Annotated in this window: 21 protein-coding genes; 16 read left to right on the top strand and 5 right to left on the bottom strand. The window is 60.2% G+C overall.

What is annotated here, in order from left to right; genetic code table 11:
* Positions 1-57: 57 nt before the first annotated feature.
* Both AC6JA3_RS12010 and AC6JA3_RS12015 read right to left on the bottom strand, forming a co-directional pair.
* On the bottom strand, positions 58-1,065 hold the full coding sequence (locus tag AC6JA3_RS12010) for an SMP-30/gluconolactonase/LRE family protein (protein ID WP_347783471.1): 1,008 nt from the start codon (positions 1,063-1,065) through the stop codon (positions 58-60).
* A 32-nt stretch (positions 1,066-1,097) separates the two neighbouring features.
* Complete coding sequence (locus AC6JA3_RS12015) at positions 1,098-2,930, bottom strand: flavin-containing monooxygenase (RefSeq protein WP_497920139.1); 1,833 nt, start codon at positions 2,928-2,930, stop codon at positions 1,098-1,100.
* Positions 2,931-3,125: 195 nt separating this feature from the next.
* Between AC6JA3_RS12015 and AC6JA3_RS12020 the strand changes: the two genes are divergently transcribed.
* Complete coding sequence (locus tag AC6JA3_RS12020) at positions 3,126-3,608, top strand: MarR family winged helix-turn-helix transcriptional regulator (RefSeq protein ID WP_051420763.1); 483 nt, start codon at positions 3,126-3,128, stop codon at positions 3,606-3,608.
* On the opposite strand, the gene AC6JA3_RS12025 is transcribed toward AC6JA3_RS12020, so the two are convergent.
* Together AC6JA3_RS12025 and AC6JA3_RS12030 are read right to left on the bottom strand one after the other, a co-directional pair.
* Complete coding sequence (locus AC6JA3_RS12025) at positions 3,600-5,054, bottom strand: glycoside hydrolase family 43 protein (protein ID WP_497920140.1); 1,455 nt, start codon at positions 5,052-5,054, stop codon at positions 3,600-3,602. The two genes, AC6JA3_RS12020 and AC6JA3_RS12025, sit on opposite strands and share 9 nt — an antisense overlap.
* Before the next feature lie 120 nt (positions 5,055-5,174).
* Complete coding sequence (locus AC6JA3_RS12030) at positions 5,175-5,801, bottom strand: TetR/AcrR family transcriptional regulator (RefSeq protein ID WP_336109473.1); 627 nt, start codon at positions 5,799-5,801, stop codon at positions 5,175-5,177.
* Between the two features lie 183 nt (positions 5,802-5,984).
* Here AC6JA3_RS12030 and AC6JA3_RS12035 point away from each other — a divergent pair, with 183 nt between their 5' ends.
* The 15 genes from AC6JA3_RS12035 to AC6JA3_RS12105 all read left to right on the top strand — a co-directional run bounded on the left by AC6JA3_RS12035 (position 5,985) and on the right by AC6JA3_RS12105 (position 25,028).
* On the top strand, positions 5,985-7,337 hold the full coding sequence (locus tag AC6JA3_RS12035) for an MFS transporter (RefSeq protein ID WP_347783474.1): 1,353 nt from the start codon (positions 5,985-5,987) through the stop codon (positions 7,335-7,337).
* A 33-nt stretch (positions 7,338-7,370) separates the two neighbouring features.
* Positions 7,371-10,037 carry a family 78 glycoside hydrolase catalytic domain gene (locus tag AC6JA3_RS12040; protein WP_347783475.1) on the top strand — a complete coding sequence of 889 codons (2,667 nt, stop codon included), beginning with the start codon at positions 7,371-7,373 and terminating at the stop codon, positions 10,035-10,037.
* Between the two features lie 55 nt (positions 10,038-10,092).
* On the top strand, positions 10,093-11,325 hold the full coding sequence (locus tag AC6JA3_RS12045; RefSeq protein WP_091551571.1) for a glycoside hydrolase family 1 protein: 1,233 nt from the start codon (positions 10,093-10,095) through the stop codon (positions 11,323-11,325).
* Positions 11,322-12,140, top strand: coding sequence for an SDR family NAD(P)-dependent oxidoreductase (locus AC6JA3_RS12050; protein WP_026540412.1), 819 nt, complete (start codon positions 11,322-11,324; stop codon positions 12,138-12,140). Before AC6JA3_RS12045 ends, AC6JA3_RS12050 begins: the two co-directional genes overlap by 4 nt.
* Positions 12,141-12,231: 91 nt before the next feature.
* On the top strand, positions 12,232-13,257 hold the full coding sequence (locus AC6JA3_RS12055) for a LacI family DNA-binding transcriptional regulator (protein WP_347783476.1): 1,026 nt from the start codon (positions 12,232-12,234) through the stop codon (positions 13,255-13,257).
* A gap of 122 nt (positions 13,258-13,379) precedes the next feature.
* Positions 13,380-14,045: a TetR/AcrR family transcriptional regulator gene (locus AC6JA3_RS12060; RefSeq protein ID WP_026540410.1), complete on the top strand. Its 666-nt coding sequence runs from the start codon at positions 13,380-13,382 to the stop codon at positions 14,043-14,045.
* A 267-nt stretch (positions 14,046-14,312) separates the two neighbouring features.
* The gene (locus AC6JA3_RS12065; protein WP_051421495.1) at positions 14,313-15,869 is read left to right on the top strand and encodes an ABC transporter substrate-binding protein; all 1,557 of its coding nucleotides are present in this window, start codon (positions 14,313-14,315) and stop codon (positions 15,867-15,869) included.
* A 49-nt stretch (positions 15,870-15,918) separates the two neighbouring features.
* Positions 15,919-16,860 carry an ABC transporter permease gene (locus AC6JA3_RS12070; RefSeq protein ID WP_026540408.1) on the top strand — a complete coding sequence of 314 codons (942 nt, stop codon included), beginning with the start codon at positions 15,919-15,921 and terminating at the stop codon, positions 16,858-16,860.
* A complete protein-coding gene (locus AC6JA3_RS12075) occupies positions 16,857-18,641 on the top strand; it encodes a dipeptide/oligopeptide/nickel ABC transporter permease/ATP-binding protein (RefSeq protein ID WP_238324864.1) in 1,785 nt (594 codons plus the stop codon). The genes AC6JA3_RS12070 and AC6JA3_RS12075 overlap by 4 nt, the downstream gene beginning before the upstream one ends.
* Positions 18,641-19,504: an ATP-binding cassette domain-containing protein gene (locus AC6JA3_RS12080; protein ID WP_026540406.1), complete on the top strand. Its 864-nt coding sequence runs from the start codon at positions 18,641-18,643 to the stop codon at positions 19,502-19,504. Before AC6JA3_RS12075 ends, AC6JA3_RS12080 begins: the two co-directional genes overlap by 1 nt.
* Positions 19,501-20,511, top strand: coding sequence for a Gfo/Idh/MocA family protein (locus tag AC6JA3_RS12085; protein WP_081733265.1), 1,011 nt, complete (start codon positions 19,501-19,503; stop codon positions 20,509-20,511). Before AC6JA3_RS12080 ends, AC6JA3_RS12085 begins: the two co-directional genes overlap by 4 nt.
* Before the next feature lie 22 nt (positions 20,512-20,533).
* Positions 20,534-22,390: a beta-glucuronidase gene (gene uidA / locus AC6JA3_RS12090; RefSeq protein ID WP_051421493.1), complete on the top strand. Its 1,857-nt coding sequence runs from the start codon at positions 20,534-20,536 to the stop codon at positions 22,388-22,390.
* Positions 22,387-23,412, top strand: coding sequence for an SDR family NAD(P)-dependent oxidoreductase (locus AC6JA3_RS12095; protein ID WP_035760625.1), 1,026 nt, complete (start codon positions 22,387-22,389; stop codon positions 23,410-23,412). The genes uidA and AC6JA3_RS12095 overlap by 4 nt, the downstream gene beginning before the upstream one ends.
* Positions 23,413-23,714: 302 nt before the next feature.
* Positions 23,715-23,876, top strand: a complete 162-nt coding sequence (locus AC6JA3_RS12100) for a hypothetical protein (protein ID WP_209320057.1) — start codon at positions 23,715-23,717, stop codon at positions 23,874-23,876.
* Between the two features lie 348 nt (positions 23,877-24,224).
* Complete coding sequence (locus tag AC6JA3_RS12105) at positions 24,225-25,028, top strand: SDR family NAD(P)-dependent oxidoreductase (protein ID WP_081733264.1); 804 nt, start codon at positions 24,225-24,227, stop codon at positions 25,026-25,028.
* Positions 25,029-25,099: 71 nt separating this feature from the next.
* Here the strand turns inward: AC6JA3_RS12105 and AC6JA3_RS12110 are convergent, their stop codons facing one another.
* Entirely contained in the window at positions 25,100-26,380 is a 1,281-nt protein-coding gene (locus AC6JA3_RS12110) for an ArgE/DapE family deacylase (RefSeq protein ID WP_026546628.1), read from the bottom strand.
* Between the last annotated feature and the right edge of the window lie 11 nt (positions 26,381-26,391).

The following is a 26,391-nucleotide window of genomic DNA, read 5'->3' on the forward strand; positions in this document are numbered from 1 at the left end:
GTAACCTCCGGAGGGGATCACCACCCCGTTCCCGATGCGCATGCCACCATCTGCCCATCAGCCACCGTTGGATTGGGGTATCCCCTCCGCAAGCGCCGTGAAGGTATGGATCCAGCCGCCCCCTTTGCCACTGGCAGTAACGTAGGCGTCCTTCGTCCCCGGTTTGATAGCAATGTTGGTAGCTGACATTATCTCGCCCTCTTTGGACGGAATGCTGATGGTGGCTTTTTGTTGTCCTGTGGCGTCGAAGACAATAATTGCCGCCCGGTTGTGAAAGCCGACGTAGAGATTCCCATCAGCGTCAACAGCAAGGGAATCGATTTGGCCCATGCCCGCGCTGACGTGGATCGCCGGATGAGCTGTGCTTACTCCACGGCCATCGTCGGTCAACTGGATGTAGTCGATCTGGTTTGCGGTGTTCAGGCTCATCCACAACCCGTCAAACCCAGGTGTAAAGGCGACTCCGTTCGGGGAGGCCAAACGATCTGCCAGCACCGTTGGCTCCGCCGTGGTACCATCAATGCGAATCAGCCTTCCCTGCGGTTTCCAATAGGGTTCCTGGGCTCCCGCAGCATCCGTCACATAAAGGTTGCCCGCACGGTCGAAGCTGATGTCGTCCGCGTGCAGCGTCGCTCCGTTGACGGGACCGGAATGGAACACCTTCTGGTCCTTGCCCTCAGGAGTCATGCTGATGATGGTTCCCAGGTAGTCCGTCAGGTAGAGGCGCCCATCGCGGGGGCTGAATTGAGCCGATGTGACAGCACTGGTGCCGTCCGTGAAAATGGTCCTCTTCTCCAAGGAGCCCACATCCAGTGCCATGACCTTGGGCGCCCCTGGCGGTGCCGTCACGTCCACAAAATAGAGGTCACCGTCAGGACCCACCACGGGCCCCTCCAACAGCGTCATTCCGGTGGATGGGTGGACCGATGTGACGTTTGCCAAAGCCTTGGCAATCTGATCCGACGGCTTGGGCTTTTCTGCTCCAGCCCCGGGTTCGCCGGAAGTACCGGCCGTGCAACCGGACAAGACAAGGACAACCGCAACCGCAACCGCAATGAAATTCAACCGTGTCCGGAGTGGCTTCCCCCGATCAGGCCTCATTTGCCCGCCACAGTTTGGCCAGCCGGCGGCGCCGGAACAAGGACATCGCTCATGTCGCCTTCCCGCCATTGCCGAAGTATCCGGTGAAAAGCTACGGGTCCTGGACTGAACGAGCTGCCGGAGATCGCCCGTGTACCTTCACCGTTGTAGTACCCAGGGGTGCATTCTGCTTGGAAGTGCGAGGTATCGGCCGCTGTGTCACTGACAGTCTTGACCCAGCGATCCTCAGCCTCGAGGGTCGGCTCAATCACCCGCGAACCGACGGCCAGCCCCTTGGCGATGACTGCGGCAATGTGCTCAGCCTGCTCCTGCAGGATGTGGACAAAGTTGACAGAATTGGCGTTCTGCAGTGCGCCAAGATGGAAGAGGTTGGGAAAGCCGTGGCTGTAAAAGCCATGGAGGGTGCGCAGTCCGCCTGCCCATGTTTCCAGAAGTGAGCGCCCACCTCTCCCCCGGACGGGCAAGGAGCCGGAAAGCACACCAGAAACGCCAACGTCGAAGCCTGTAGCGAAGATAATGCAATCCACGTCATACGCCGTTTCGCCCACCACGATCGAGGTCTCAGTCAGGCGTGTTATGCCTCCGTGGTCGGCAGTATCCACCAGCGTCACGTTGGGCCGGTTGTATGTCTGGAGGTAGGTATCGCTGAAGCATGGCCGTTTACACATGTACCGGTACCAGGGCTTGAGAACCTCTGCCGTTTCGCTGTCCTGTACTACCTCATCCACACGCGAACGGAGGCGGTTCATGGTCTCAAAGTCCTTGAGTTCATCGCGTAATTCCCGTTCGGCAGGGGCGAGGCCTGCGTCCACCGCACCGGAAAGGATCTGGCGTTGCAGCTGGATGGTTTCAGTCCACCCATCATGGACAAGGCTTTCCTCTACCTGTTCCCCCGCCAGGACGGACATGAAGTTCTCCATCCGTTCGCGCTGCCACCCTGGCTTGAGGGATGCTTCCCAAGATGGGTCTGTCAGGCGATTTCCACGCACGTCAATGGTGGACGGTGTCCGCTGAAATACGAGGAGTTGCTCAGAATCGCGGCCCAGATGCGGGATGACCTGGACGCCCGTAGCCCCTGTGCCCACTACTGCCACCCGTTTGTCGGCAAGTCCGGTCATGCCACCTTCAGCTGAGCCACCGGTGTACGCATAGTCCCACCGGCTGGTGTGGAAAGTATGTCCGCGAAACTTCTCCATGCCAGGGATCCCCGGCAACTTGGGTTGTGTCAGAGTCCCCGACGATGTGATGACGAAACGTGCATGGAACCGATCCCCGCGGTCGGTTTCGACTGTCCATAACTCCGCGGCGTCATCCCAGGTCAGCGCTGTTGCCCTGGTCTGGAAAAGTACATCCCGATACAGGTCGAAACGCTTCGCGATGGCGATGGCGTGCTGCCGGATCTCCTCACCGGGAGCGTAACGCCATGCCGGCATGTAACCGACCTCCTCGAGAAGTGGCATGTAGACGTACGATTCGATATCGCAATGGATGCCCGGATACCTGTTCCAGTACCACGTGCCGCCCACATCGCCGGCCTCGTCCATCAGGCGAATGGACTCCACCCCGGCTTCCCGCAGCCTCGCGGCGGCGAGCAGTCCGCCGAATCCAGCGCCGATGACCAGCACCTCCACTGAGTCAGCGCGGTGATCCCTCTGTATTGGCTCGGTGTAAGGATCCTTCGAGTAGTAGCCGAACTCACCGGCTGCGCTTTGATACTGCCCCAGGCCCTCTGGCCGGAGACGTCGGTCGCGCTCCCGCCGGTACTTTGCGCGGAGCTCTTCAACATCAAGCTCTTGTGGGTTCTTCGATAGGTTGTGGGCGCTGCCCATGAATCGTCCTCGCTTCGCTACTGCGCCATGCGCACGTTGCGCGGCCGCCCCCAATGCGCGCCCGCGCCCAGATCCGGGAAAGAGCCCGGCAGGTGGTTCTGGTACGCGTCGACACGACAACGGGTCGGCTAATGAAAAAAGCTTAGCCTTAAGCTAAGTAATTTCGCAAAGCCGGTCCGCGATATCTTTAGTGGCATGGTGGAATCAGATCGGGAATCAGCACTGAAGAGCATAGACGCTCTGGCCATAGCCATCACGATCCGCTCCATCCCCCGCATCCTCCAGCCACTACTGACCACCGATCTGACCATCCAACAGCTGAAGGTCCTCTCCGTCGTGGTCACCACGGAGAGCGGAGCCACTGGAGTGGGGCTGGCAGAGACCTTCGGTGTCTCGATGGCATCCATGTCCAAGCTTGTTGATCGCCTCGCGGCGGCGGGGTTGGTCGCCAGATCCACTGATACGGACGACCAGCGGGTCAGGCGAATTTTTGCCACCGACCTTGGACGGTCTGTAGTTCGTGAACTCATGGCTGCGCGTCCGGAACTGGGCGGCGAGGTGCTGGCTGGACTGACGCTTGAAGAGCTGAAGGCGCTCGAAACCGGCCTCAGGGCAGTGGGCCGCGAACTGCGCGAAGCAAAAAACCCAGAGAACGCCGGCCTGGAAACCTTAAGGTGAGCTGTACGTGAAGCGGCTGATGACGGCGTCGGAGCCCAGGGCCTCCATTCCCACGACGCGACCCGTAAAACCTCCCGCAACCTCTGTTGATAAGTAGCGGCCATCAATGGCCGCGAGTTCCTGGAAATCAGCGCCGGCGCCCACTCCCAGGACCAGCCGGTCCGGCCCCTTGCGTTGGCCGGCCGGGCTGTCGTAAGGTACCGAGCGGATTGTCAGGGCGCTGCTCTCGGATACGGCATCCAAAACAGCGAGGTCCTGATCCGTGGGGCCGATGACGACACGCGCCGCCACCCTCCCTCCGACCCGTTGAACAGTTGCCTGGTGAAGGTCATCAATGCGCACCGTAAGCGCCAGGTCACCGATGCCCTGAACGCTGGCGGTCCATTCGAGGTCCGTAGCCCGAACTGCGAGGAGCCGCAATGCCCGCGCGTTCGCGGGCTGGCGGCCGGCAAGCAGCGTCAGTCCATTCTCGCCCGGCGTGGCAAAGGAGCTCGGATTAACTCCGGGTGCAAGCCACCGCGGGTGTAGCCGACCCTCAAGGAATCTGTCCTCGAACGAAGTGTCGATCTCAGGCGCCGTGAATCGATCCTCTACCACGACAGGCCAGCCCTCCACCCAGTCAATCCCGACGATGAACGTCTCCCTGCCGTTGGTGTGCCATTTGGGGAAAGAACCGCGTGGGCGAGTCCCGAGATGTACCATCGCCCAGCTGCCGTCATGAAGCTCGAACAGGTCGCCGTGCCCCACCGCCTGCACGGGATGTGAAGTACTGCGGTGCGTCAGAATCGGATTGGCAGGACAAGGCGAGTAAGGGCCGCCAATGGCTTCTGCGCGGGCTACTGTAATCATGTGACCAGCGGCGGTGCCGCCCTCCGCAGTCAGGAGATACCACCAGCCATTGCGTGTGTAGACATGCGGCCCCTCAACATGAGCACCACCCGAGCCGCGCCATAGTTCCCGCGCCGGGGACAACGCGATTCCAGTCACCGGATCAATCCGCGCCTGTGAAATGCCGCCTCTAATAACGTCTGCCCACGTGATGTAGCAGTCACCTCGCTCGTCCCACGCAAGGTCGGGATCAATGCCAATCAGTCCCGGCGTGTAGACCGGATCGGTCCATGGACCTGCCGGGTGATCGGCCGAGACAATGATGTGCCCCTCCCGCACATCATGAAGGTTCGTGGTGATCATCCAGAAACGGCCATCGTGATAGCGAATCGTCGGGGCATATATGCCCCCGCTCGCACCCTCGATGCCGGACACCACATTGAGTTGGCCATCGCGGTCGAGCACATTGCCGATCTGGTGACACTCGAGTAGGTCGCGGCTCGAAAAGACCGGCACTCCGGGGAAGTATTCGAAACTGGAGTTAATAAGGAAGTAGTCCTCGCCTGCTCGACATATTGAGGGATCCGGGTGGTAGCCCGGCAGGATTGGAGTGCTCATTGGCGTAGGTGACTTTCTCTCGATTTCTGATCCCGGGTAAGCCCACGAAGCGGCGGCATCAGCTGGCGGTAATGGAATGACTGCGTACCAGGGATATGACCAAACGCCCCTTGCGGACCATCAGCCTTCTTCAGACGAGTCGATGAACCGGAAGAGCGTTTCCAGCAGGTGCAAGGTTTTGCGCTGCGGGTCCAGGAGGAACTGAATCCGAAGGCCGTCGATCATGGCCATCACCATGGTGACTTTGTCGTCGGCTGTCAGCTCCTCGCTGTCTTCTGTCGTAGCAAGCCGCTTGCTGGTGAAGTGATCACGCATGCGCTCGCGTCGGGCGATGAAGAAGTCGTGGGCAGGATGCTCGGGATTGGTCGCCGCGATCGTGATTGAGAGCCAGTTCCGCATGTGGTCAGGCCTGGCGAATTCTTCGCCCAGAATGGTGCTCAACACCGACTCCCGGGGCACTTTGGCCTGCACGATGCGGGTGGCCAGCTCGGCGTCGTCGGCGTCCCGCTCCGCCAGGGCGGCCAGGAGGAGGTCATCCTTGGTGGCGAAATGACGCAGAAGGGCTGCGTGGGTGACACCGGCCCGCGAGGCAATATCCCTGAGACTTGCCCGCTCGTAGCCATGCTCAGCGAAGCTGGCCGAGGCAGCGCGCACGATCTCTGCCCGTCGGGCCGGTGTTGTGGCATAGGGGCCCCGCCGCCCGGAGCCGGCTTTTTTGCCGGTCTTCTGCTCTGAAGTGATGGTCACGAACAGCCTTCTCTCGTCAACGGAAACCATTTTGTGCGCTGGGTCTTGTCAATTGTAACCACCGTGACTACTATTCACGAATAGTAACCATCATGGTTACCCTTTGCTGGATCGACCCACACATCTCCCAGCTCTCGTCCGCGACGCAGCGGACGGGCCATCTACTGTATTGAGGAGTCATTGGTGACTACTGACAAGCACGGGGCTCCCCGTCTCGCCGGCGGCATCGCAGCCGCCGAACCATCGCCGGGCAGTCATCTGCCGCTCGGCCCCGTTGAACTTCCGGAGCTCACGGAAGAGCCCCAGATTCCCGTGAGCAGGGGCTACATTTTCTGGCTCATGCTTGCCAGCTTCGGGGCATCCATCGCCATGATGGTGCCACTGTCCTATGGCATCGCTGTGCGGATCACCGAACTCGCTCCCGGCCAGGAGCAGATGCTTGGGTTCATTACGGGCACGGCGCAGGGAATCTATTTGATCGTCAGCCCGCTCATCGGCATCTGGAGTGACCGTACGCGGTCCCGCTTCGGCCGGCGCGCGCCCTTCATCTTCCTTGGAACAGCCATCGGCCTTGCGGGCTTGGTTGTCATGGGGCTCGCACCCAACCTTCTGCTGGTGGGCGCCGGATGGATCCTGGGCATGGCGGGTTGGTCCATATCCGGTGCCGCCATCCAGAACCTCATGGCTGATAAGTTGCCCGAGGGCCAGCGGGGCCGGGTCTCTGCTTTGACCGGCCTGATGACCCAGATCGCTCCTGTTTTGGGCATTGGCGTTGCGTATGCTGTTTCGTCGAACACCTTCCTGGTCTTCGTGGTACCCGGCGTGATCGGCGCAGTCCTCCTGGCACTGTTCCCGCTCATCAAGCCGGAGGGAAGCTCGCAGCATATCCCTGTCGACACGCGGGTCACCTTCCGGTCAGTTGTTGCCAGCTATGGTTTCAGCGTCCGCAAGTACCCGGACTTTGCGTGGAACTGGTTGGGCCGTTTCGTCTTCTTTATGGGCCTGTACTTCAACACCACCTTCGGCACCTTTTTCTACGCACAGCGCCTTGATCTCCCGGTACGGGAAGTGGCCGGAGTCGTGGCAACCATCGGCATGCTTGGCGTGGTGGCCGCTGCGGCCGGTGCGCTTCTGGGTGGATTCCTGTCAGACAAGCTCAAGAGGCGGCGCTTGTTTGTCCTGGTTGCTGCGATCCTCTTCGTCGGCGGCGCATTGGCTGAGGCATTCGCGTGGTCGCTGCCCCAACTGATCATTGGCGCGGTCCTCATGCAGACTGCCATTGCCGTGTTCGCCACCGTGGATCAGGCCATCATTTTCGCCATCCTGCCCAACCGGACCGAAACGGCGCGTTACATGGCCGTGGTCGCCTTCGCCCAAAAGATACCAAGCGCAGTGGCCCCTCTTTTGGCCTCCGTGATCATCACCATCGGTATCACCGGAGCGGACAAGAACTACACCTTCCTGTACCTCTCCGGCGCAGCTCTGGCACTGATCGGCGGCCTCGTGATCTCGCTCAAGGTCAAGTCCGTCCGCTAACCGCCGGCATCAGCAGAAAATTAAGGAAAATACATGGCCCTCGTGCCCTATGACCTCACTGTGGACAGCGGCGGAGACCAGTTCCCCGTCACAGGTCCGTCCCCCAGGCTCTCTTGGAAGATTCCCGCGGACGCAGTAGCAACGGCGTATGAAGTGGAAGCAACGGTCGACGGCGTGGCTCAGCCGCAAGCGATCCTTGCCCACAGGCTCTACGTTCAGTGGCCCTGGCCGGATCTCTCCAGCCGGCAGCGGGTCACATGGCGCGTACGGGTTGCCGGGGACCCGAACGGATGGTCGGCTTGGTCGTCATTTGAAGCGGGACTTTTCGACGCCAATTGGATGGCGTCCTGGATTTCCCCGGTGGAGGAAGAAGGGACGGCGTACGGCCAACGTCCGGCCCATTGCCTCACCACGGAATTCACGGTGGACGCCGACGTAAAGTCTGCCCGACTGTATGCCACAGCCCTTGGTGTATACACGGCTGCGGTCAACGGGGGTAAAGCCGGAACTGCCGAACTGTCCCCGGGGACGACGTCGTACGACCATACTCTCTATGCGCAGGCCTCGGACGTCACGTCGTCGCTGGTACCCGGGACCAACGTGCTGTCCATTGAGCTGTCCGATGGCTGGTACCGGGGACAAGTGGGCGCGTTCCGCCACCCGGCCGACTGGGGAAACACGTTGGGCGCCCGCGCCGAACTTCACATCGATAAAGTTGATGGAACCAGCCAAGTGATCGTGACCGACGGCGCCTGGACGTCCGCACCATCAACCACGACGCGAGCGGATCTTATGGAAGGGCAGACAGTTGACTTCGCCGCTCGGGCGGAACCGGCGTCGAAAGTCCTCCTCAACGCTGTCAATGCCCCCGCGATTGGCTGGTCCCCTGCCCCGGCAGTACGGGTCATAGACTCGCGGCCGCCGGTAAGCGTCACGCAGATCAGCCCAGGCGTGTGGATCGCGGACTTTGGTCAAAATGCCTCCGGGTGGATCCGGCTTGAGGATCTCGGGCCACAGGGAACCCATACGGTGATCGAATACGGCGAGTATGTGGACGGCGACGGCGACCTCTCCACCACGCACCTGGACTCACACAGGCCAGGGGAACCGACCATGATCTTCACGCAGCGTGACGAGGTCACCGCAGGAGCCGCAGCTGAAGTCTTTGAACCCCGCCACACAGTCCACGGCTTCCAGTTCGCCCGCATCACCCGCAAGGCAGTGCCGCTGGATACCACCAAGCTTGCAATGCAGCTTGTCCACAGCGACCTCCGCCGTACAGGTGCTTTTGAGTGCAGCAATGAAGATCTCAACAGCCTTCATCGAATCGGGGAATGGAGCTTCCTTGGAAATGCCGTGGACGTTCCCACGGATTGCCCAACGCGCGAACGGCTTGCATGGAGCGGTGACTACCAAGTGTTCATTTCCACAGCTACCCGGCTGCGGGACGTGCTCGGCTTCAGCCGGAAATGGTTGCAGTCCGTTCGCGATGACCAATTGGCGGACGGGCGCATAGCGAACTTCTCCCCCGACGGCCGCGGTATCAAGAACCATTTGGACGATCAGTTTGCCATGATGACCGGATCCGCCGGGTGGGGGGATGCGATCGTTGCCGTTCCCTGGGAACTGTACGAAGCCTACGGAGACGAACAGGTACTCGCCGAGAACTGGGACGCGATGCTCCGTTGGGTGCGGTGGGCCCTGGAGATGGCGCGGACAACCCGCCACCACGCCAGGGTCAAGGCATCTCCGGAACCGGAACCTTACGAGCAGTATCTGTGGGACGGAACATTCCATTGGGGTGAGTGGACGGAGCCCAAGCAGCGGGATGCCGAAGGGCGCCTGATTGATCCTGTCCAGGACAACCCGATGGCTTGGTTCATGGAGGACAAGGGCGAGGTGGGCACCGCTTACCTCTTCCGCTCTACTTCCACTCTGGCCAGGATTGCCGCTGTCCTTGGACGATCCGCCGAAGCGGCTGAGTGGACGGCGATTTCAGAATCCGTCCGCAATGCCTGGCAGGCAGCGTATTTGCGTGCGGACGGAACAACGGACGCAGATACCCAGGCCAGCTACGTGCGGGCGCTGGCACTTGGCCTGCTGCCGGAGGATCGCCGGGAGGCCGCCGTCGATCGGCTGGTTGAACTCATCCGTTCCGCAGGCACCCACGTGGGAACAGGCTTCCTGTCCACCGGCTACCTGCTGCCGGTACTGGTGGAAGCCGGCAGGGCCGACGTCGCTGATGAGTTGCTGCTTCAGCGCACGGCGCCGTCGTGGCTGTACATGGTGGACAAGGGCGCCACCACCATCTGGGAATCGTGGGAAGGAATTGACCAGAACGGCGACGCCCATGATTCGTTGAACCATTACAGCAAGGCAACCGTGCTCCGGTTCCTGCACGAGCACACCTTGGGATTGCGGCAGGCCGAAGGCTCCGTGGCCTGGCAGTCAATTGTCATCGCGCCCACACCAGGTGCCTCGGTTACCTGGGCCCGCGGCTCACACGAAACCCCCAACGGCACCATCAACGTCCATTGGCGGATCGACGGTGACGAGCTGGTCATCGACGCCGACATCCCCGCAGAAACAACCGCCCTGATCATTTTCCCCGATGGATCCGAACACACTGCCGGACCGGGCACCTTCCATTCCGCAGCACCTGCTGCTTCCCGCAGCAACAGCGTCCCAAGTCACGCCTGAACCACTTGCCGAATGCCTGCAGAGGCATCACAACCATCAAGAAACGAGTAAACCCATGACGACTTTCCCCGCCAACTTCCTCTGGGGTGCCGCTACCGCCGGCCACCAGATTGAAGGAAACAACGTCAACAGCGACTGGTGGGCACGTGAACTGACCATGCCCGGCATGGAGCTCTCCGGGGACGCGTGCGACAGCTACCACCGTTACCGTGAGGACATTGACCTGCTGGCCGATGCCGGTCTGACCTCTTACCGCTTCAGCCTGGAGTGGTCGCGGATCGAGCCCGCACCCGGTGCCTTCTCCAAGGCAGAACTTGCCCATTACCGACGCATGATCGAGCACTGCTTCTCGCGGAACGTCACCCCCGTGGTCACCTTGCAGCACTTCACCACTCCCCAGTGGTTCGCGAACGACGGCGGTTGGCTGGCTCCGGACGCATCGGAAAAGTTCCAGCGCTACGTCAAGGAAACCACCACCATCCTGGACGGGGTGGAGTGGGTGGTGACCATGAACGAACCGAACATGCAGGCAGCAATCATGACAGCCATGCGCCGCATGCAACTTGCCGGGGACGCCCAGTGGCAAAGCCCCACCGTCGAGGGCACCGAAGAAACCAAGCAAACACACAGTGACTTCCTGACCTACGCTGACCCGGAAATAGGCAGAGCATTCACCACCATCCACCACGCCGCCCGGGAAATCATCCGCGCGAACACCTCCGCCAAGGTTGGATGGACAATTGCAGCCGGCGCGCTCACTGCCGCCCCGGGTGGGGAGGAAAAGCTGCTGGAGATCCGCTACGGCAAAGAAGACGTCTACTGGGAAGGCAGCCGCGGCGACGATTTTGTTGGCGTGCAGGCCTACTCCAGCCAACAAGTGGATGCCAACGGGCTCGTCCCGCACCCGCCGCACCCTGAGAACACCTTGGTGGGCACCGCGTACAGGCCCGATGCCTTGGCCATGGCCGTGAGGCACGCGTGGGACGTCACCGGGGGCGTCCCCGTGCTGGTCACGGAAAACGGCATCGCCACCGCTGATGACGAGCAACGAATCCGCTACACCGCTGAAGCGCTGCAAGGCCTGCACCAGACCATGAACGAAGGAATTGACGTGCGGGGCTACCTCCACTGGTCCCTGTTGGACAACTTCGAGTGGGGTCACTGGGAACCGACCTTCGGCCTGATTGCTGTGGACAGGGAGACCTTCGTCCGCACACCCAAACCCAGCCTGGCCTGGCTTGGCCGGGTGGCGCAAAGCAACAACCTCGACGTCGAGGTTTCAGCATGACCACAGCGTTCGCTGACGCTTCGCTCACCCCGGTCAGGGACCTGCTCTCCCTCACCGGACGCCGGGCAGTTGTCACCGGCGGGGCACAGGGCTTGGGCAAAGCCATCGCAGCACGACTCGCCGAAGCCGGCTCCGACGTCCTCATCGGGGACGTCAACGCCGATCTCGCCAAGGAGACCGCAGCCGGGATTGCCGATCGTTTTCCCGTCCGCGCCCTCGGCTTAGGCATGGATGTCAGCGACGCCGGGTCGGTGCGTCTCGGAGCACAGGAAGCCTTGGAGTCCTTCGGGGGCATCGACATCTGGGTCAACAACGCTGGCATCTTCCCCAGCGTTCCGGTCCTGCAGACCAGTGACAGCACGTGGGAGCAGGTCTTCGCCGTCAATACCCGCGGCGTCTTCAATGGCTCCCGCGAGGCCGCCCGCCATATGTCCAACGGTAAAAACGGTGGTGTCATCATCAACATCGTTTCCACCGCAGGGTTCGGCGGGACGGCGCCAGGCTTGTCGGCCTACGTTGGGTCCAAGCACGCAGTTCGCGGCATGACCAAACAAATGGCCTTGGAGTTTGCGCCCATGGGGATACGGGTGCTCGGTGTCGCCCCCACCTTCGTACCAACCGAAGGCAACATGGCCGCTGCCGCCCAACACGCCCCCTCCAGTGGAACGGAGACCATGGACGTCATGACGAACAGTCTCATTGGCCGGATCGGAACGCCGGACGACATTGCACGCGTCGTTCTCTTCTGTGCGAGCGACCTGTCTACCATCATGACGGGCAGCACGCTTTTGGCTGACGCCGGCCAGACCATCTAGCACCAAGGGCGGACAACTCTTCGGCCGGTTACGCGTGCTTCAGCAATGCACACGTAGCCGGCCGATTTTCCACTATCCAGGAAAGTGCAGAATGCCGGCTGACGAGGCACCAGTGCAAACAAAAAAAGCCAAAGCAACAATTTATGATGTAGCACAACAAGCCGGCGTTAATCCTTCAACAGTTTCCAGGGCTCTCAGTAATCCCGGAAGAGTCAGTCCGCAAACGCGGCGACTGGTTGAAATAACGGCCGGGGTTCTCAATTTCCAGGCGAACCATTCGGCACAAGTCTTGCAAACGGGATCAACAAGAATGCTGGGACTTCTTGTTTCAGATATAACCAACCCAAACTTCTTTGGCATTCTTCGGGAAGCCGGAAGAGTAGCAACACAGCAGCAGTACAGCGTAGTGCTTGGCAATGCGGCCGAATCCGCTGCCACCGAACTGTCAGCGGCGCGGCGGCTTATTAAAACAGTCGACGGCCTCATCCTGGTCAGCCCCCGCATGAGTGAAAGCAACCTTCAACTACTTGCCGCCACAAAGAAGGTTGTCGCCATCAACAGAGAGGTCAGCGGCATAGACTGCGTTGTCCCTGATCCGGACAGGGGCGTCAGCCAGGCAGTCCGTTTTCTGGCAGGGAACGGACATCAGAAGATCGTCTTCGCCGCCGGACCAGAGATGTCCTGGATGTCAGCCCGGCGCTGGGACGCGGTATCCGATGCGTGCGAGTGGTGCCATGTCACCGCAGAGCGCATCGAGTCCACATCCCCCACCATTGACGGTGGCAGAAAACTGGCCCGGACCATCAAAGCCTCAGGAGCTACGGCCGTGATCACGCACAACGACCTCATGGCTATTGGCCTGATGCACGAACTTCAAGGTGCCGGCATGGCCGTTCCCGAAGCCATCAGCATCGTGGGCTTTGACGACATCTTTGGCGCTGACTTCACCACCCCATCCTTGTCGAGCATCAGATCCCCGCTGGGAGAATGCGGATCGCTGGCCGCCGGGCTGATTCTGAACTCCTTTGCCGGCACCCCGCAGGAGCCCAAAAGCCTGATGGTGGACACGGAACTGGTCATCCGAGGATCTGCAGGTCCGGCAAGGAGTGCGCCATAAAGTGACCTGTAAACCGAGCGCTGGTCAATTTATACTTGGCTTGCGCTCTCGCGATACTTCACTTTCGAAGAGGGAGTACTGTATCTATGGTGTGGCACTCAGTTTTCAATTACTCTTTATCCATGGACTCCACAACGTCACCCCGGAAACGCTACGCGAAGACTCTTGAGCGACGTACGGCCGTTGCCCGGGCAGCCCTGGACATTGTCCTCGAGAAGGGGCATCGGGCTTTGACCACAGCTGAAGTCGCAGCGCGTGCATCCATGAGCGAAACTGCCATGCTCTACCACTTCCCAACACGCGATCACATCCTCGTGGCAGCAATGGAGCTGGCAGACCAGGAGTATCGCGCCATCCTCACAGCAGAGTTCCATGTCATTGACGGAGGAAACGCCGACTGGCCCCCACCGGCAATGGCACACCTGACACTGGATGACCAGGCCACAACCCGCCTGTTCCTTTCCCTCAGCGCGGAGGCGGTGGATCCCGGACACCCGGCCCATTCCTACCTGAAGGCCCACCACGAACAGGTGGTCTTTGAGTTCGCGGAAGGAGTGAGGAGACGCCAGGCAAAGGGGCTCGCGGATTCAGCGTTGGACCCGGACAAGGTTGGCCGCCAAATGATGGCAGCCTGGAGTGGCCTGCGGATGCAGTGGCTGATTGATCCCACCCTTGATCTCACCTCAGCAGTTTCCCAGGCGTTCCTCGCACTTAATGGGCACCCGCTCATGAAGTTCAAGCAGCAACTAACAGAGCTTATGGCCAAAAGCCAATCGGCAATTCCTTAAGAGCACCCTTCGGGATCTCCTGAAATAGACTCCGCCGCCTCGATCTTCGAAATACATTGTTTCGTTTATCAGGGGGCTATTTGTCGTACCCAGAAGTGAAACCTGCGGAATAGATTTAATCTTTAAAACATTTCTTGGCAATCGGTTGCCTTTTCGGTTTTCCAATGCTTTGCTAGTGATGTCGGTCACCCCCGACTGAATGGCCCAGACAATGGTCCCCCCTAAATCTCCAAAAGCTTTTCCTCAATGACAAAGGAGTCCCAAGACATGTTTCCTGTCTTGTCCCGAACCACATCACTGACCCGTGCGGTCGTAGCCTCAGTCGCGGTGGCGGCACTACTCTCCACAGCGGCCTGCTCATCTTCCGATCCAGCATCGGAGGCAAGCAGTTCCTCACGCAACGAGGAGCTCAGCATTGCCGTTCAAGCCCAGCCGGCTTCGTTGGACCCGGCCCAGCTCGCTGAAGGACAGCAGTCGTACATTTGGGCATCCATTTTCGACACTCTTCTCATGGTGGACAAGGACAACAAGATCCGTGCGAACGCGGCTGAGAGCTGGGAATATTCAGATGACCTCCGCACACTGACCCTCAAACTTCGCAGCGACCTGAAGTTTAGTTCCGGAGACGCCGTCACCTCCAAGGACGTTGCAGCAACCTTGGAGAGGACCAGGACGACACCGGGCCAGCAACAGCCCAAGCTCGCCAAGGTGTCTTCAATTTCCGCCCCCGATGCTTCGACGGTAGTCATTCAGCTTTCCGCTCCTGAACCATCGCTGCTGAACTACCTGGCGCAGGCCACAGGCGTTATCGGCGACGCGGACACGCTGGCATCAGAGACCACCAAGCTCCGCCCAACAGGCTCAGGACCCTACGTCCTATCGGACAAAACTGTGGACGGCACCGAGTACGTAATGGAACGCCGGGATGACTACTGGAACGCCTCGGTCTATCCCTTTAAAACCGTGAAGGTCAAAGTCATCCAGGACAGGACCGCCCAGTACAACGCGCTCCAGGCAGGGGAAGTAAAGGCAGCCCTGATTCAGGCCCCGCAACGCAAGCAGGCTGAAGGTGCGGGATTCACAGTCAAGGAGGTGCAGGCTACGGCCGCTCTCGTTCTCGTCCTGGCCGATCGAAAGGGAGAACTCGTTCCTGCCCTGGGCAATGTAAAGGTGCGCGAGGCCATCAACATGGCCTTTGACCGGGAACAGGTGGTGAAGGCCCTCCTCAACGGACTGGGCAAGCCTACGGTCCAGGTGTTCGACCCCAACAGTGGAGCCTACGACCCCGGGCTTGAAGATGCCTACAGCTTCGATCCGGCGAAGGCACGCAAGCTTTTGGCCGAGGCCGGATACGCCGATGGTTTCTCCATGACGATGCCAAGCACGGTCATCTCCCAGTCCTTCGAGCCTGTGATCACGCAGGCTCTTGCGGACATCGGGGTGAAGGTGACGTGGGAACCTGTGCCTCCGCAGAATACAGCGTCATCAATTGCTTCGAAGAAGTACCCGGCAGTTCTTTGGTTCTACGGTCTGAACAGTGCAGGCCGTCAGGTCGGCGACATGTACGCCCCTGAAGCCTTCCTCAACCCCTTCAAGTGGCAGGACCCCGAGTTCGACACGTTGCTTCAGTCCATTGCCACCGAACCGGACGATACAGCCCGTGATGCTCTGTATAAGAAGGTCAACGAATACACCGTGAAGCAGGCATTGAACGCACCGATCGCCTACGTAGGCACGCTCTGGGCCACAGCTCCGGGCATTGATTTCCTCCCTACCGGGGTGGTTTTGCCTACCGTACGTGACTTCGGCTTGTCTGGAAAATGATGCCAACCAGGAGCTCAGAGACGCCAAAGGAAAAGCCGAGAGTCTACTCATGATCAGTTACGCCCTACGACGACTTGGAGCAGGCATTGTCCTTGCCCTGCTCGTCACTTTAATTACCTTCTTCCTCCTCAGCGGCTCCTTGGAATCCGTTGCCCGCGAACGGCTGGGGGCTACCGGGACTCCGGAGTCGTTGAAGGCACTGATGACCGAACTTGGCTTCGATCGGCCGGCCATCGTCCAATACCTGGACTGGCTCGGCTCCGTCCTGACCGGGGATTTTGGTACCTCCCTTTTCACCAGTCAACCCGTAGCCCCGGCCGTTGCCGCCCGACTGGGCGTGACCCTGTCGCTCGTGGTCACAGCGCTCATCATCACAGTGATCGTCAGCGTTGCGCTGGGCGTCTGGGCAGCCACCAGGGGTGGACTGGCTGACAAGGTCTCCCAAGGCTTGTCCTTGATTGGTTACGTGGTCCCCGGCTTGCTCATCGCCATTGTCCTGGTGGCTGTTCTCGCGGTGAATTTGAAGTTGCTGCCGGCAACCGGATTCACTCCTTTCGCTCAGAATCCGGGGAAATGGGCCACATCGATCACCATCCCCGTCATTGTGCTTGTCATCGGTGGAGTGGCCAGCATGGCCGCACAAATCCGCGGCTCCATGATCGGCGAGCTCAGGAAGGACTACGTCCGTACGCTGAGGACCCGCGGGGTACCAACGCGCTCGATTGTTCTTCGCCACGCGCTTCGGAATGCGGCGAGTCCTGCCTTGACGGTCCTGTCCCTTGAATTCATTCAAATGCTCGGTGGTGCGCTCATCATCGAGAACGTGTTCGCGCTTCCTGGCTTCGGCGCCTACGCATTCAACGCCTCCCTCCAAGGCGATATCCCTATCATCATGGGCATCACCCTGTTCAGCGTCATGTTGGTGGTCATGGTGAACCTCATTACAGACGTCGTGAACGGCTGGCTCAACCCGAAGGCGAGAATCTATTGAGCATCGAAGAACTCAGCGTGGATCCGGGGCTTGCATCCCCACCCAGGAAATCTCCGCTAAGGAAACTCGCCAAGGACCCCCAGGCCATCATCACTTCGGTTCTGCTGCTTGCCATCATCATCCTGGGTCTCCTGACGCCGTTGATTGCGCCGCATGATCCCAATGAGGCCCAACTCAATGCCATCAACGCGGCACCCGGGACCCCGGGGTACATTTTGGGGGCCGACCAAAACGGGCGCGACATCGCTTCGCGGCTTCTGCATTCAATCGGTACCAGCCTGATCGCAGGATTAATCGGTGCAAGTGTTGCCTTGACCATCGGCATCACCTTTGGCCTGATCGGTGGGTACTTCGGCCGAAAGCTGCGCAGCGCAACGGAGTGGGTTTTCAGCCTCATCATGACGTTTCCGGGGCTCTTGCTGCTAATAGTCCTGATGCCGGTCACCAAGGGCGACTACCGGGCAACCATGCTCATCTTTGGGGTCCTGCTCTCCCCCGGCGTTTACCGTATCGTCAGGAACCTGGTCCTTGGGGTCAAGAACGAACTCTACGTTGACGCTGCGCGGGTATCGGGCTTGTCCAACCTGCGGATTCTTGGGCGGCATGTGTTGTTTGCTGTCCGCGGTCCCATCATCGTTGCCACCGCATTTCTTATCGGCTCCGCAATCAGCCTCCAGTCGGGCTTGGCCTTTCTCGGAGTAGGGTCAACACTGGTTCCCAGCTTTGGCGCGATGATCGCCGATGGCTTCACAAATCTCTACGTCGATCCCACCCAATTCATCTGGCCCAGTGTCATGCTCGGGACTCTGACAGCTTCCCTTGTATTGCTGGGCAACTCACTAAGGGACGCCTTTGAGGGCGTCAAACTCACGCCCGTGAAAGCCCGGGCCGCACAAGCCGGCCGCACCCCCGCGAAGGACGCCGTCCAGGGCTCGACGACGGACCTGCTGTCCGTCCGCGATCTGGGCATCGCTTACCCCACACCCTCGGGCGAACTCAAGGAAGTAGTGAAAGGGGTCGAGCTCACGTTACAGGCAGGTGAAACCCTGGGCTTGGTGGGTGAATCCGGCTCAGGAAAGACACAAACAGCTTTTGCCATTCTTGGTGTGCTTCCGCCTGAGGCCGTGGTCACGCATGGTTGGGCACAGCTGGCTGGCCGCAATTTGATTGGCCTTACCGAACGGGAGTTCCGTACCCTTCGTGGACGCGACATTGCCTACATACCCCAGGAACCCATGTCCAATCTGGATCCCTCCTACACAGTGGGCGCCCAACTCGTCGAAGGCATACGCGCCTCTGCACAGATGTCACGGCGGGAGGCAAAAGCAACAGTAATGGAGCTTCTGGTGCGTGTTGGAATTGAACATCCTGAACGGACTTTTGACTCTTATCCCCACCAGATCTCCGGCGGAATGGCCCAACGCGTCCTCATTGCAGGTGCTGTGGCCAGTCGTCCCAAACTCCTCATCGCCGATGAACCCACCACTGCCCTGGATGTCACTGTCCAAGCCGAAATCCTGGACCTTATCAGGGACCTGCAAGCCGAAATGGGCATGGCCGTGTTGCTAGTGACACACAACTTCGGCGTGGTGGCAGACATCTGTGACCGGATCGCCGTGATGCAGGACGGCCGGGTTGTGGAATCAGGGACAGCACTGGAGCTCTTCCGGGAACCTCAACATCCCTACACGCAGATGCTCCTCGGATCCATCCTTGACGAACACACCGTTCGGACCGACCAACCCATTCCCGTCTCGGCGGCTATTTCGGGGAGTAATTGATGACACCGCAGTTGTTGAACGTGGAAGACCTTCGCGTCGCCTTCAAGGGCCGGGGCTTCAGGCCCAGGGAAGTGGAGGTCCTGCACGGAGTTTCCCTGTCAATCGCCAAAGGTGAGACTCTCGGCGTCGTGGGGGAATCCGGGTCCGGCAAAACCACCATTGGCCGGGCCGTCCTTGGGCTTGTCAAGCCGGCATCGGGCCGCATCACCTTCCAGGGTTCGGATATCACCCACGCCACGCCCAAGGAACGCCGTCAGTTGTCCAAAGACATCCAAGTGGTGTTCCAGGACCCCTACACGTCCCTCAACCCGTCCCTGACCATCGGCGACACCCTGAGCGAGCCCCTCATCGTCCAGGGAACAAGTGCCTCTGAAGCCCGGACCCGGGTTCGGATGCTGTTGGATCAAGTCGGCCTGCCCGGGGACGCGGCTGAACGTTTGCCCCGGGAGTTCAGCGGCGGACAACGGCAACGAGTAGCCATAGCCCGGGCCCTTGCGCCCGAACCCAAACTCATTGTCTGCGACGAACCCGTCTCGGCGTTGGACCTTTCCACACAGGCCCGGGTCATGGACCTCTTCATCGACATCCAAAGGCGCACAGGCGTTGCCTACTTGTTCGTCTCACACGACCTGTCCGTGGTCCGGCACATCAGCCATCGGGTCAGTGTCGTCTACAGGGGGGACATCGTTGAAACCGGCCCTGCGGACCGGGTAACTTCCACACCCGAGCACCCCTACACCCAGCGACTGTTGCTGGCTGCACCCATCGCAGACCCCGTGGAACAGGAGAAGCGCCGGGCAGATCGGCACCGATTGGCTGAGCTGCACCGGGAACAGCAAGTCCAGGCTGGAGTTGCAGGATGACGAATGGACCCGTGGATGAGGCACGTCGTCCCCAAGCTCCACTGCGGTGGGCTGTTGCCGGGGCCGGGACTATCTCCCGCAGCATAGTGCCGGATCTACAGCTCTTGCCCGGAAATCACGTGGAAATGATCTTCAGCAGAAACCCGGCGAAAGCCGCCGGTTTCGCAGAGGACTTCGGCCTGGACAGGTGGACCGATGACTTCGATTCGCTTGTCATGGACCCTGAGGTTGACGTTGTGTATCTGGCGACGCCGTTCGCTACCCATGCTGCCTTGGCGCGCCAAGCGCTGAATGCCGGCAAACATGTGGTTGTCGAGAAGCCCATGGCACTGAATGCGGATGAAGTGCAAGACCTCTTTGCGCTTGCCGAAAGCCAAGGGCTCTTCCTCATGGAAGCAATGTGGATGAAGTTCAACCCCGCATTCCAACACCTCTTCGAACTGCTCCGCACTGGAATCATCGGACAGCCTTCCAGCATCCGCGCAGGATTTGGCTTTCCCCTGATCGCCGATGGTGGCAGCAGATGGGATATTGAGCGCAGCGGAGGAACGCTCCTGGACCAAGGGATCTACCCGGTGACCCTGGCCCACTCAATCTTCGGTGAGCCAACATCCATAACGGCCAACGGCCGCCTGAGGGCCGACGGGCTCGACTTCGCCGAACATTTCACCCTTGACTTCGCAGGGGGCCAGTTTGCGCAATGCGCGAGTTCAATGACCGAATTCGTCGATCCCTCTGCCTCCATCAGCGGCGCCAAGGGCTGGATCACCATCCCAGGCATGTTCTGGACATCCACTACCCTCCAAATCCACGCAGGTTCCTGGGAAAAAATGTTCGCCCCTGAACCCATCGATCACGCCCGCGAGGGCAACGGCTATGTTCCCATGCTCAGAGCCGCCGGCGAAGCAATCCGTGCCGGCGATACCCAACACCCGGTACATCCGGCAAAAGACACGATTGCCGTGTTCCGCACCCTGGACACCATCGCAAGCCAGTTATCTCATTGACAGCCAAGCAGGAGAAAATACATTGCTTAAGCCCCGCTCTACAATTACCCGCGAACTTATCAACTTGGACGGCCTTTGGCGCTTTGCCGTGGAGAATCCCAACGTCCCGGAACCCTGGAAAGGTGTTCTGGGAGGAAATCTCGAGGCCGCCGTACCGTCGAGTTACAACGACCTTTTTGCCGACCAGAAGATCCGGGACCACGTGGGCTGGGTGTGGTACCAGCGGACCGTCCGTGTACCGCGGGGCTGGACCGGCGAAAGAGTTTTGCTCCGCTTGGACGCAGCCACGCACGAGGGCAAGGTCTATGTTGACGACGTCCTGGTAGCCCGGCACGTAGGCGGCTACACACCTTTTGAAGCAGACATCACGGACCACCTCTCGCCCGGAGATGAATTCAGGCTCACGGTTGGGGTGAACAATGAACTGACCAGTGCCACTATCCCCCCGGGCAGCATCAGCGTCAGCCAGGACGGGCGACGCCAACAGACCTACCTGCATGACTTCTATAACTACGCTGGCCTGGCACGGTCAGTGTGGCTCTACAGCAAACCAGAACGCCATATCAGCGACATCACTGTTGTTACCGGCGTTATTGGCCGAACCGGCGTCATAGATTATTCAGTCGAAACAAGTCACAAGACGCCGGTCCGCGTCCGGGCTCTGGATGCTGCAGGCCAGGAAGTTTCATCGGCCGAAGGCACTCAGGGGACACTTACCATCGAGGATGTCTCGCTGTGGCAACCAGGCGCATCTTACCTATATAACCTGATGGTAGAGCTCCTCGACGGCGAAGACGTCATTGACAGTTACACGGAACCGTTCGGTGTGCGGACGGTGGAAGTCCGCGGGACCCAGTTCCTCATCAATGGAGAGCCCTTCTACTTTACGGGCTTCGGCAAACACGAGGACACAGCCGTCCGGGGCAAGGGTCACGATAACGCCTACCTTGTGCACGACTTCCAGTTGTTGGACTGGGTAGGAGCCAACTCGTTCCGGACCTCGCACTACCCCTATGCGGAGGAGGTGCTGGAATTCGCGGACCGCCACGGCATCGTCGTCGTCGATGAAACCGCAGCCGTTGGGCTGAACCTGGGGGTCCAGGGAGGGCTCACGGGGGTGGGCCCGAAACCCACTTTTTCACCGGAAACCTTCAACCACGAAACCCAAGCAGCCCACGCGCAGCACCTTCGCGAGGTCATCTCACGCGATAAGAACCATCCAAGCGTTGTCATGTGGAGTATCGCCAACGAACCGGCCTCCAACGAGGACGGGGCACGGGAGTTCTTCGAGCCTCTCGTCCAGCTCGCCCGTGAGCTCGATCCAACCCGTCCCCTGACCTACGCCGCCGTCATGTTTGCCACCTTCCAGAACGACAAAATCGCGGATCTCTTCGACGTCCTGAGCATTAATCGCTACTACGGCTGGTACATCTTCACCGGGGACCTTCAGACCGCAGAAGATTACCTTGAACGTGACCTCCGCGGTTGGGTGGAGGCCTTCGGCAAGCCCATCATGATGAGCGAATACGGGGCAGACACCATGCCGGGACAGCACTCCATCTGGGACATGCCTTGGAGCGAGGAATACCAGCAGTCCTTCCTGGCCATGAACCACCGGGTCTTTGACAGGATTGACGGCTTTGTAGGGGAACACGTCTGGAACTTTGCCGACTTCCAAACGTCCAACGGCATCCACCGTGTGGACGGCAACCGTAAGGGTGTTTTCAGCCGGGATAGAAAACCAAAAGCAGCAGCACACGCCCTGCGTGCCCGTTGGACTGGTCTCAAGCGTGCCAAGCCCGCGGTGGACGAAACAGCGGTCCCCGAAAACTTAACAGCCCAGCTCAAAGCAGCACCGGCTCTCGAAGGAGCAAAATGACCAACCGCACCAAGGCACTGACCGGCTCCCGCCCTATTCGGGAATGGCTTGCCCATCCCGCTGGCGGTCCCCTTCTTCGGGGAATGCTAAAGGAGGCAGGTCAGGACGAATCAGCCCTGAAACCCATCGATCACCTTGCCCTGCAACAGCTCGTGGAACTCGGTGGCGGACAGTTCCCGCAGTCTTTGCTTGATCATCTGGTCAGGGAAGCAAATGGGGGAATCGAACCAGAGGCGGACGCCGAGGACATCGACGACACCCTTTGGCAAGAACGCATCACCGATGGCAGATTCCTGGGTAAGACTGTGATCGTCACGGGCGCCGGCTCGGGTATCGGCCGGGCCACTGCCTCCAGGATTGCCAGGGAAGGCGGCAGGGTGATTGCCGTAGACATCGCAGCTGCCCGGCTTGAGGCACTGGCGATGGCTCACCCGGAGGCTGAGGTGGTAACCGTCCAGGCTGACATCACCAAGGAAGAAGACATTCTGAGGATTGTTGAAGCCGCTGGAGACCGGGTATATGCGTTGGCAAACGTCGCCGGAATCATGGACGACATGACCCCGTTGCACGAGGTGGCCGATGAGGTCTGGAACCGGGTGTTCGCGGTCAACGTGGACGGAATGTTCCGCCTGACCCGCGCCGTACTTCCGATCATGATGGCCGCCGGGCGCGGTTCCGTCGTAAATGTGGCCTCCGAAGCCGCACTACGTGGCAATTCTGCAGGACTGGCGTACACCGCTTCCAAACATGCAGTTCTCGGACTCACTCGCAGTACCGCCTTTATGTACGCGCCTCAGGGAATCCGCGTCAACGCAGTGGCCCCGGGCCCGGTTGCAACAGGCATCGAGGCCACCTTTGGATCCGAGCTCGGCGCGAACCGGTTGGGACCGTTCATGCAGATAATTCCCCCTGTTGCTGTGGCCTCGCAGTTGGCTGCCTCCATCACGTTCCTCCTCAGCGAGGACGGAACCAACATCTCCGGAGCCGTCCTGCCATCGGACGGTGCGTGGTCAGTTCAGTAGGCGCTGAACTGACCACGCTGTACCGCAAGCCACCATTCTCGGGTCACGTCCGCGAACGCCGGGATAACGTGAGGCTAGAACAGGGTTTCGCTTCGGATGACGTTGATCATGGGTGAAAGCAGTCGCAGGAGACTGTTGGCTTGATCGTGTGCTTCGTCGTTTTGGCCTGTACGTGACCGTCCTCGACGACGGTCACGTACAGGCCGGCGTCGGCGGCTCCGCCCCGGAGAGAAGTTCGCCGACCGCCCCCAATTCACTTCCGCATGCTTACACCAGACCGCGATGATCGATACACCTGAAAAGTGATCAAGCGTATCCGCCACTACGAGACCCTGGGCGTGACGGAGTTCGGCCTCTGGTCCTACAACAGCCTGTCCCATGAAGAGAAGAAGCGCTCATTGAAACTCTTCATCGAACACGTAGTACACGCCTTCCAGGAAGTACCGGCAAACGCCGCCCCATAGTCTGGTGATGTTTTCACGAGCCAATGCCGGAGCGCTCTGAAATCCACCGAATCGGCCGTCCTGGCCAGCCGGGCATGCGCCTGGCTGGCTAGGCCGGCCGCAGAGGATGGCCACCGTTGGGCGCGGCGGCGGACTCAATCCTCGGCGTCGGAGCCTAACTCGCCCTGAGGGAAAAGATGCCGGCGGGCGGCGCCAACAAGCTGGCGTTCTACGCCTACTTGCAAAGAGGCGCCTCCCGCAGGCAGCGGTTTGCGCACCGGATCTCTTGGAAGGTTGCCTGCCCTATGCTTGGTCTGGATTGAATCGGATGTGCCAGGGAGGCCTTTCCCTTGAAACCGGAGGAACACGATGACCACAACGGATCCCGCCCACCGGTTTCGCGGCGGGACGCGCGAAGGTGAAGCCAGAGCACTGGTTGCACTGGTGACTGGGGCAACCTCCGGTATCGGGGCGGAAATTGCCAAGCGTCTCCGTCAGGACGGGTTCATGGTTATCATCAGCGGCCGCTCCGTCGAAAGGGGCGAACGCGTGGCACGCGAACTTGGTGACACCGTGCACTTTGTCCAGGCCGACCTCACGGCACCCCGCGCGGCGGAAGAGCTCGTGGAGACGACGATCCGGGTAGCCGGCAACTTGGACGTACTGATCAATAACGCAGCAGTGGATCACGTAGGACCGCTGCTCGAAACACCCTCCGACGAGATCCGGGAAACATTCGAGATGAATACCTTTGGAGCTATCTCCTGCCTGCAGGCCGCGGGCCGCGCCATGCGCGCCCAAGGCACGGGTGGCGCAATTATCAATATCACTTCCCGTTTGGCCAGCGTAGGCGTCCCCTCCATGTCGATCTATAGTGCCAGCAAAGGGGCCATGCTCGCCCTTACCTCTGCAGCAGCCGTGGAGCTGGCACCCCACAATATACGTGTCAACGCTGTCGCACCGGGCATGACAAACACGCCCCTTTACGCCGAATGGTTGTCGGCCCAGCCCAACCCGGAGGAAACCATGCGACATGTGGCTGGCGCAATTCCCTTGGGACGGATAGCCGAACCCGCAGACGTGGCCGCGGCGGTGGCTTACCTGGCAAGTCCCGCAGCCGCCTACGTCACCGGCGTCTCACTACCGGTCGACGGCGGCTACCTTGCCCAATAACTTCCTGCCCACCGCCTTCCAACTGCGCCAGCCCTATACTTGCCCATGATTCGGCGGGCGCACGACCGGCTCTATCGTTGCTCTACCCCGCACCAATCAGCGATGAACAGCGCAATCGCCCTGGTGACCTCGCGAAGTGATTCCACAGACACACATTCGTCGGCACCGTGTGTACGCTGGCACTCGGGTCCGAACACCAGCGATGGAGTGTTATCGAACAACCCATAGACCCGTGCGTCGAGATAGGCAGGAGTGGTAACGGTGCCCAATAGCCGGCCGTTGGCTGCGGCGAAGGCTCTGCCAAAGGAATCTTCTGCCTCGCTTCCGGGCTCCAAGGAGTAACCGTCTGAGTAAAACCCCGTCTTGGTAACGCTCGGTATAACGCCCCCGAGGGCTGGATTCTCCTGCGCCGCCCGTTCGATGGTTTCAAGTATTTCAGCCCATGCGTCCCCGGCGGCACGTCCCGGGGGAAAAGCTACTCGCATGCTGAACTCACACCAGTCCGGCACTGATGAAGTCCAATCGCCTCCATTTATCAGACCGACGTTGAAGTTGAATGGGTGTTGCAGCTCCTCAAAATACTTGACTGATTTCGAAGCCTCGTTCCACCTTGCTTCAACTCTCCGCAAGTCGGAGATAAGGGCGTAAGCGGCATCCACTGCGTTGAAGCCTTCGGACATCTCGGCTGCATGAGCTGCCTGTCCGGCAAGGCGGACTTTGAACCAGATGACCCCGACGTGTGCCCTGACCAACTCGCCGCCCACGGGCTCCGGGATCAAAACCGCATCTGCGTGATAGCCGTGCTGGAGAGTTGAAACAGTGCCGTTGCCGGTGCTTTCTTCTTCAGGTACAGACTGCAGATGAACTCGGCCCAGAGGGCGCAGACCGGCAGCCTGCACGGCAGCCAAAGCGAAAGGGGCAGCTGCCAATCCTGCTTTCATGTCCGCAGCTCCTCGGCCATAGAGCCACCCCTCAGCTATCACCGCGTTGAAGGGTCCGCGGCTCCAGAGCTCGGGTAAGCCCGTCGGTACGACGTCGACGTGTCCGTTCAGTATCAAGCTGCGTCCGGTCTCCACTTCCGGAGTATAGGTACCGACCACGACTTCACTGCCGGAATAGTCGACGTCGATTGCGCCCGCGGCTGGGTGGAGGGCAAGTTCCGCAGGGTCGAGGGTCCACCGGTCGATGGTCAGCCCCAAACTCCTGTACCGGGACTCCATCAGGTCCTGGGCCGCCTTCTCAGAACCCCGCAAAGAAGGGGTTTCGACTAAGGAAACAGTGAAGGCCAACTGTTCATCGAAGGCTGCATCTACAGCTGAAAGAATGGCGTGTCGTTGCTGGGGCGTTGTCATGGAGTCCTTTC

The sequence above is a fragment of the Arthrobacter sp. TmtSoilC79 genome, from assembly GCF_059739405.1.

Bases quoted from the DNA above. Each gene is read 5' to 3' on its own strand.
- AC6JA3_RS12020 (WP_051420763.1), top strand. From the start codon at position 3,126: ATGGTGGAATCAGATCGGGAATCAGCACTGAAGAGCATAGACGCTCTG.
- AC6JA3_RS12060 (WP_026540410.1), top strand. From the start codon at position 13,380: ATGGACTCCACAACGTCACCCCGGAAACGCTACGCGAAGACTCTTGAG.
- AC6JA3_RS12015 (WP_497920139.1), bottom strand. From the start codon at position 2,930: ATGGGCAGCGCCCACAACCTATCGAAGAACCCACAAGAGCTTGATGTT.
- AC6JA3_RS12040 (WP_347783475.1), top strand. From the start codon at position 7,371: ATGGCCCTCGTGCCCTATGACCTCACTGTGGACAGCGGCGGAGACCAG.
- AC6JA3_RS12110 (WP_026546628.1), bottom strand. From the start codon at position 26,380: ATGACAACGCCCCAGCAACGACACGCCATTCTTTCAGCTGTAGATGCA.
- AC6JA3_RS12105 (WP_081733264.1), top strand. From the start codon at position 24,225: ATGACCACAACGGATCCCGCCCACCGGTTTCGCGGCGGGACGCGCGAA.
- AC6JA3_RS12050 (WP_026540412.1), top strand. From the start codon at position 11,322: ATGACCACAGCGTTCGCTGACGCTTCGCTCACCCCGGTCAGGGACCTG.
- AC6JA3_RS12045 (WP_091551571.1), top strand. From the start codon at position 10,093: ATGACGACTTTCCCCGCCAACTTCCTCTGGGGTGCCGCTACCGCCGGC.
- AC6JA3_RS12025 (WP_497920140.1), bottom strand. From the start codon at position 5,054: ATGAGCACTCCAATCCTGCCGGGCTACCACCCGGATCCCTCAATATGT.
- AC6JA3_RS12055 (WP_347783476.1), top strand. From the start codon at position 12,232: ATGCCGGCTGACGAGGCACCAGTGCAAACAAAAAAAGCCAAAGCAACA.
- AC6JA3_RS12085 (WP_081733265.1), top strand. From the start codon at position 19,501: ATGACGAATGGACCCGTGGATGAGGCACGTCGTCCCCAAGCTCCACTG.
- AC6JA3_RS12065 (WP_051421495.1), top strand. From the start codon at position 14,313: ATGTTTCCTGTCTTGTCCCGAACCACATCACTGACCCGTGCGGTCGTA.
- AC6JA3_RS12070 (WP_026540408.1), top strand. From the start codon at position 15,919: ATGATCAGTTACGCCCTACGACGACTTGGAGCAGGCATTGTCCTTGCC.
- AC6JA3_RS12080 (WP_026540406.1), top strand. From the start codon at position 18,641: ATGACACCGCAGTTGTTGAACGTGGAAGACCTTCGCGTCGCCTTCAAG.
- AC6JA3_RS12095 (WP_035760625.1), top strand. From the start codon at position 22,387: ATGACCAACCGCACCAAGGCACTGACCGGCTCCCGCCCTATTCGGGAA.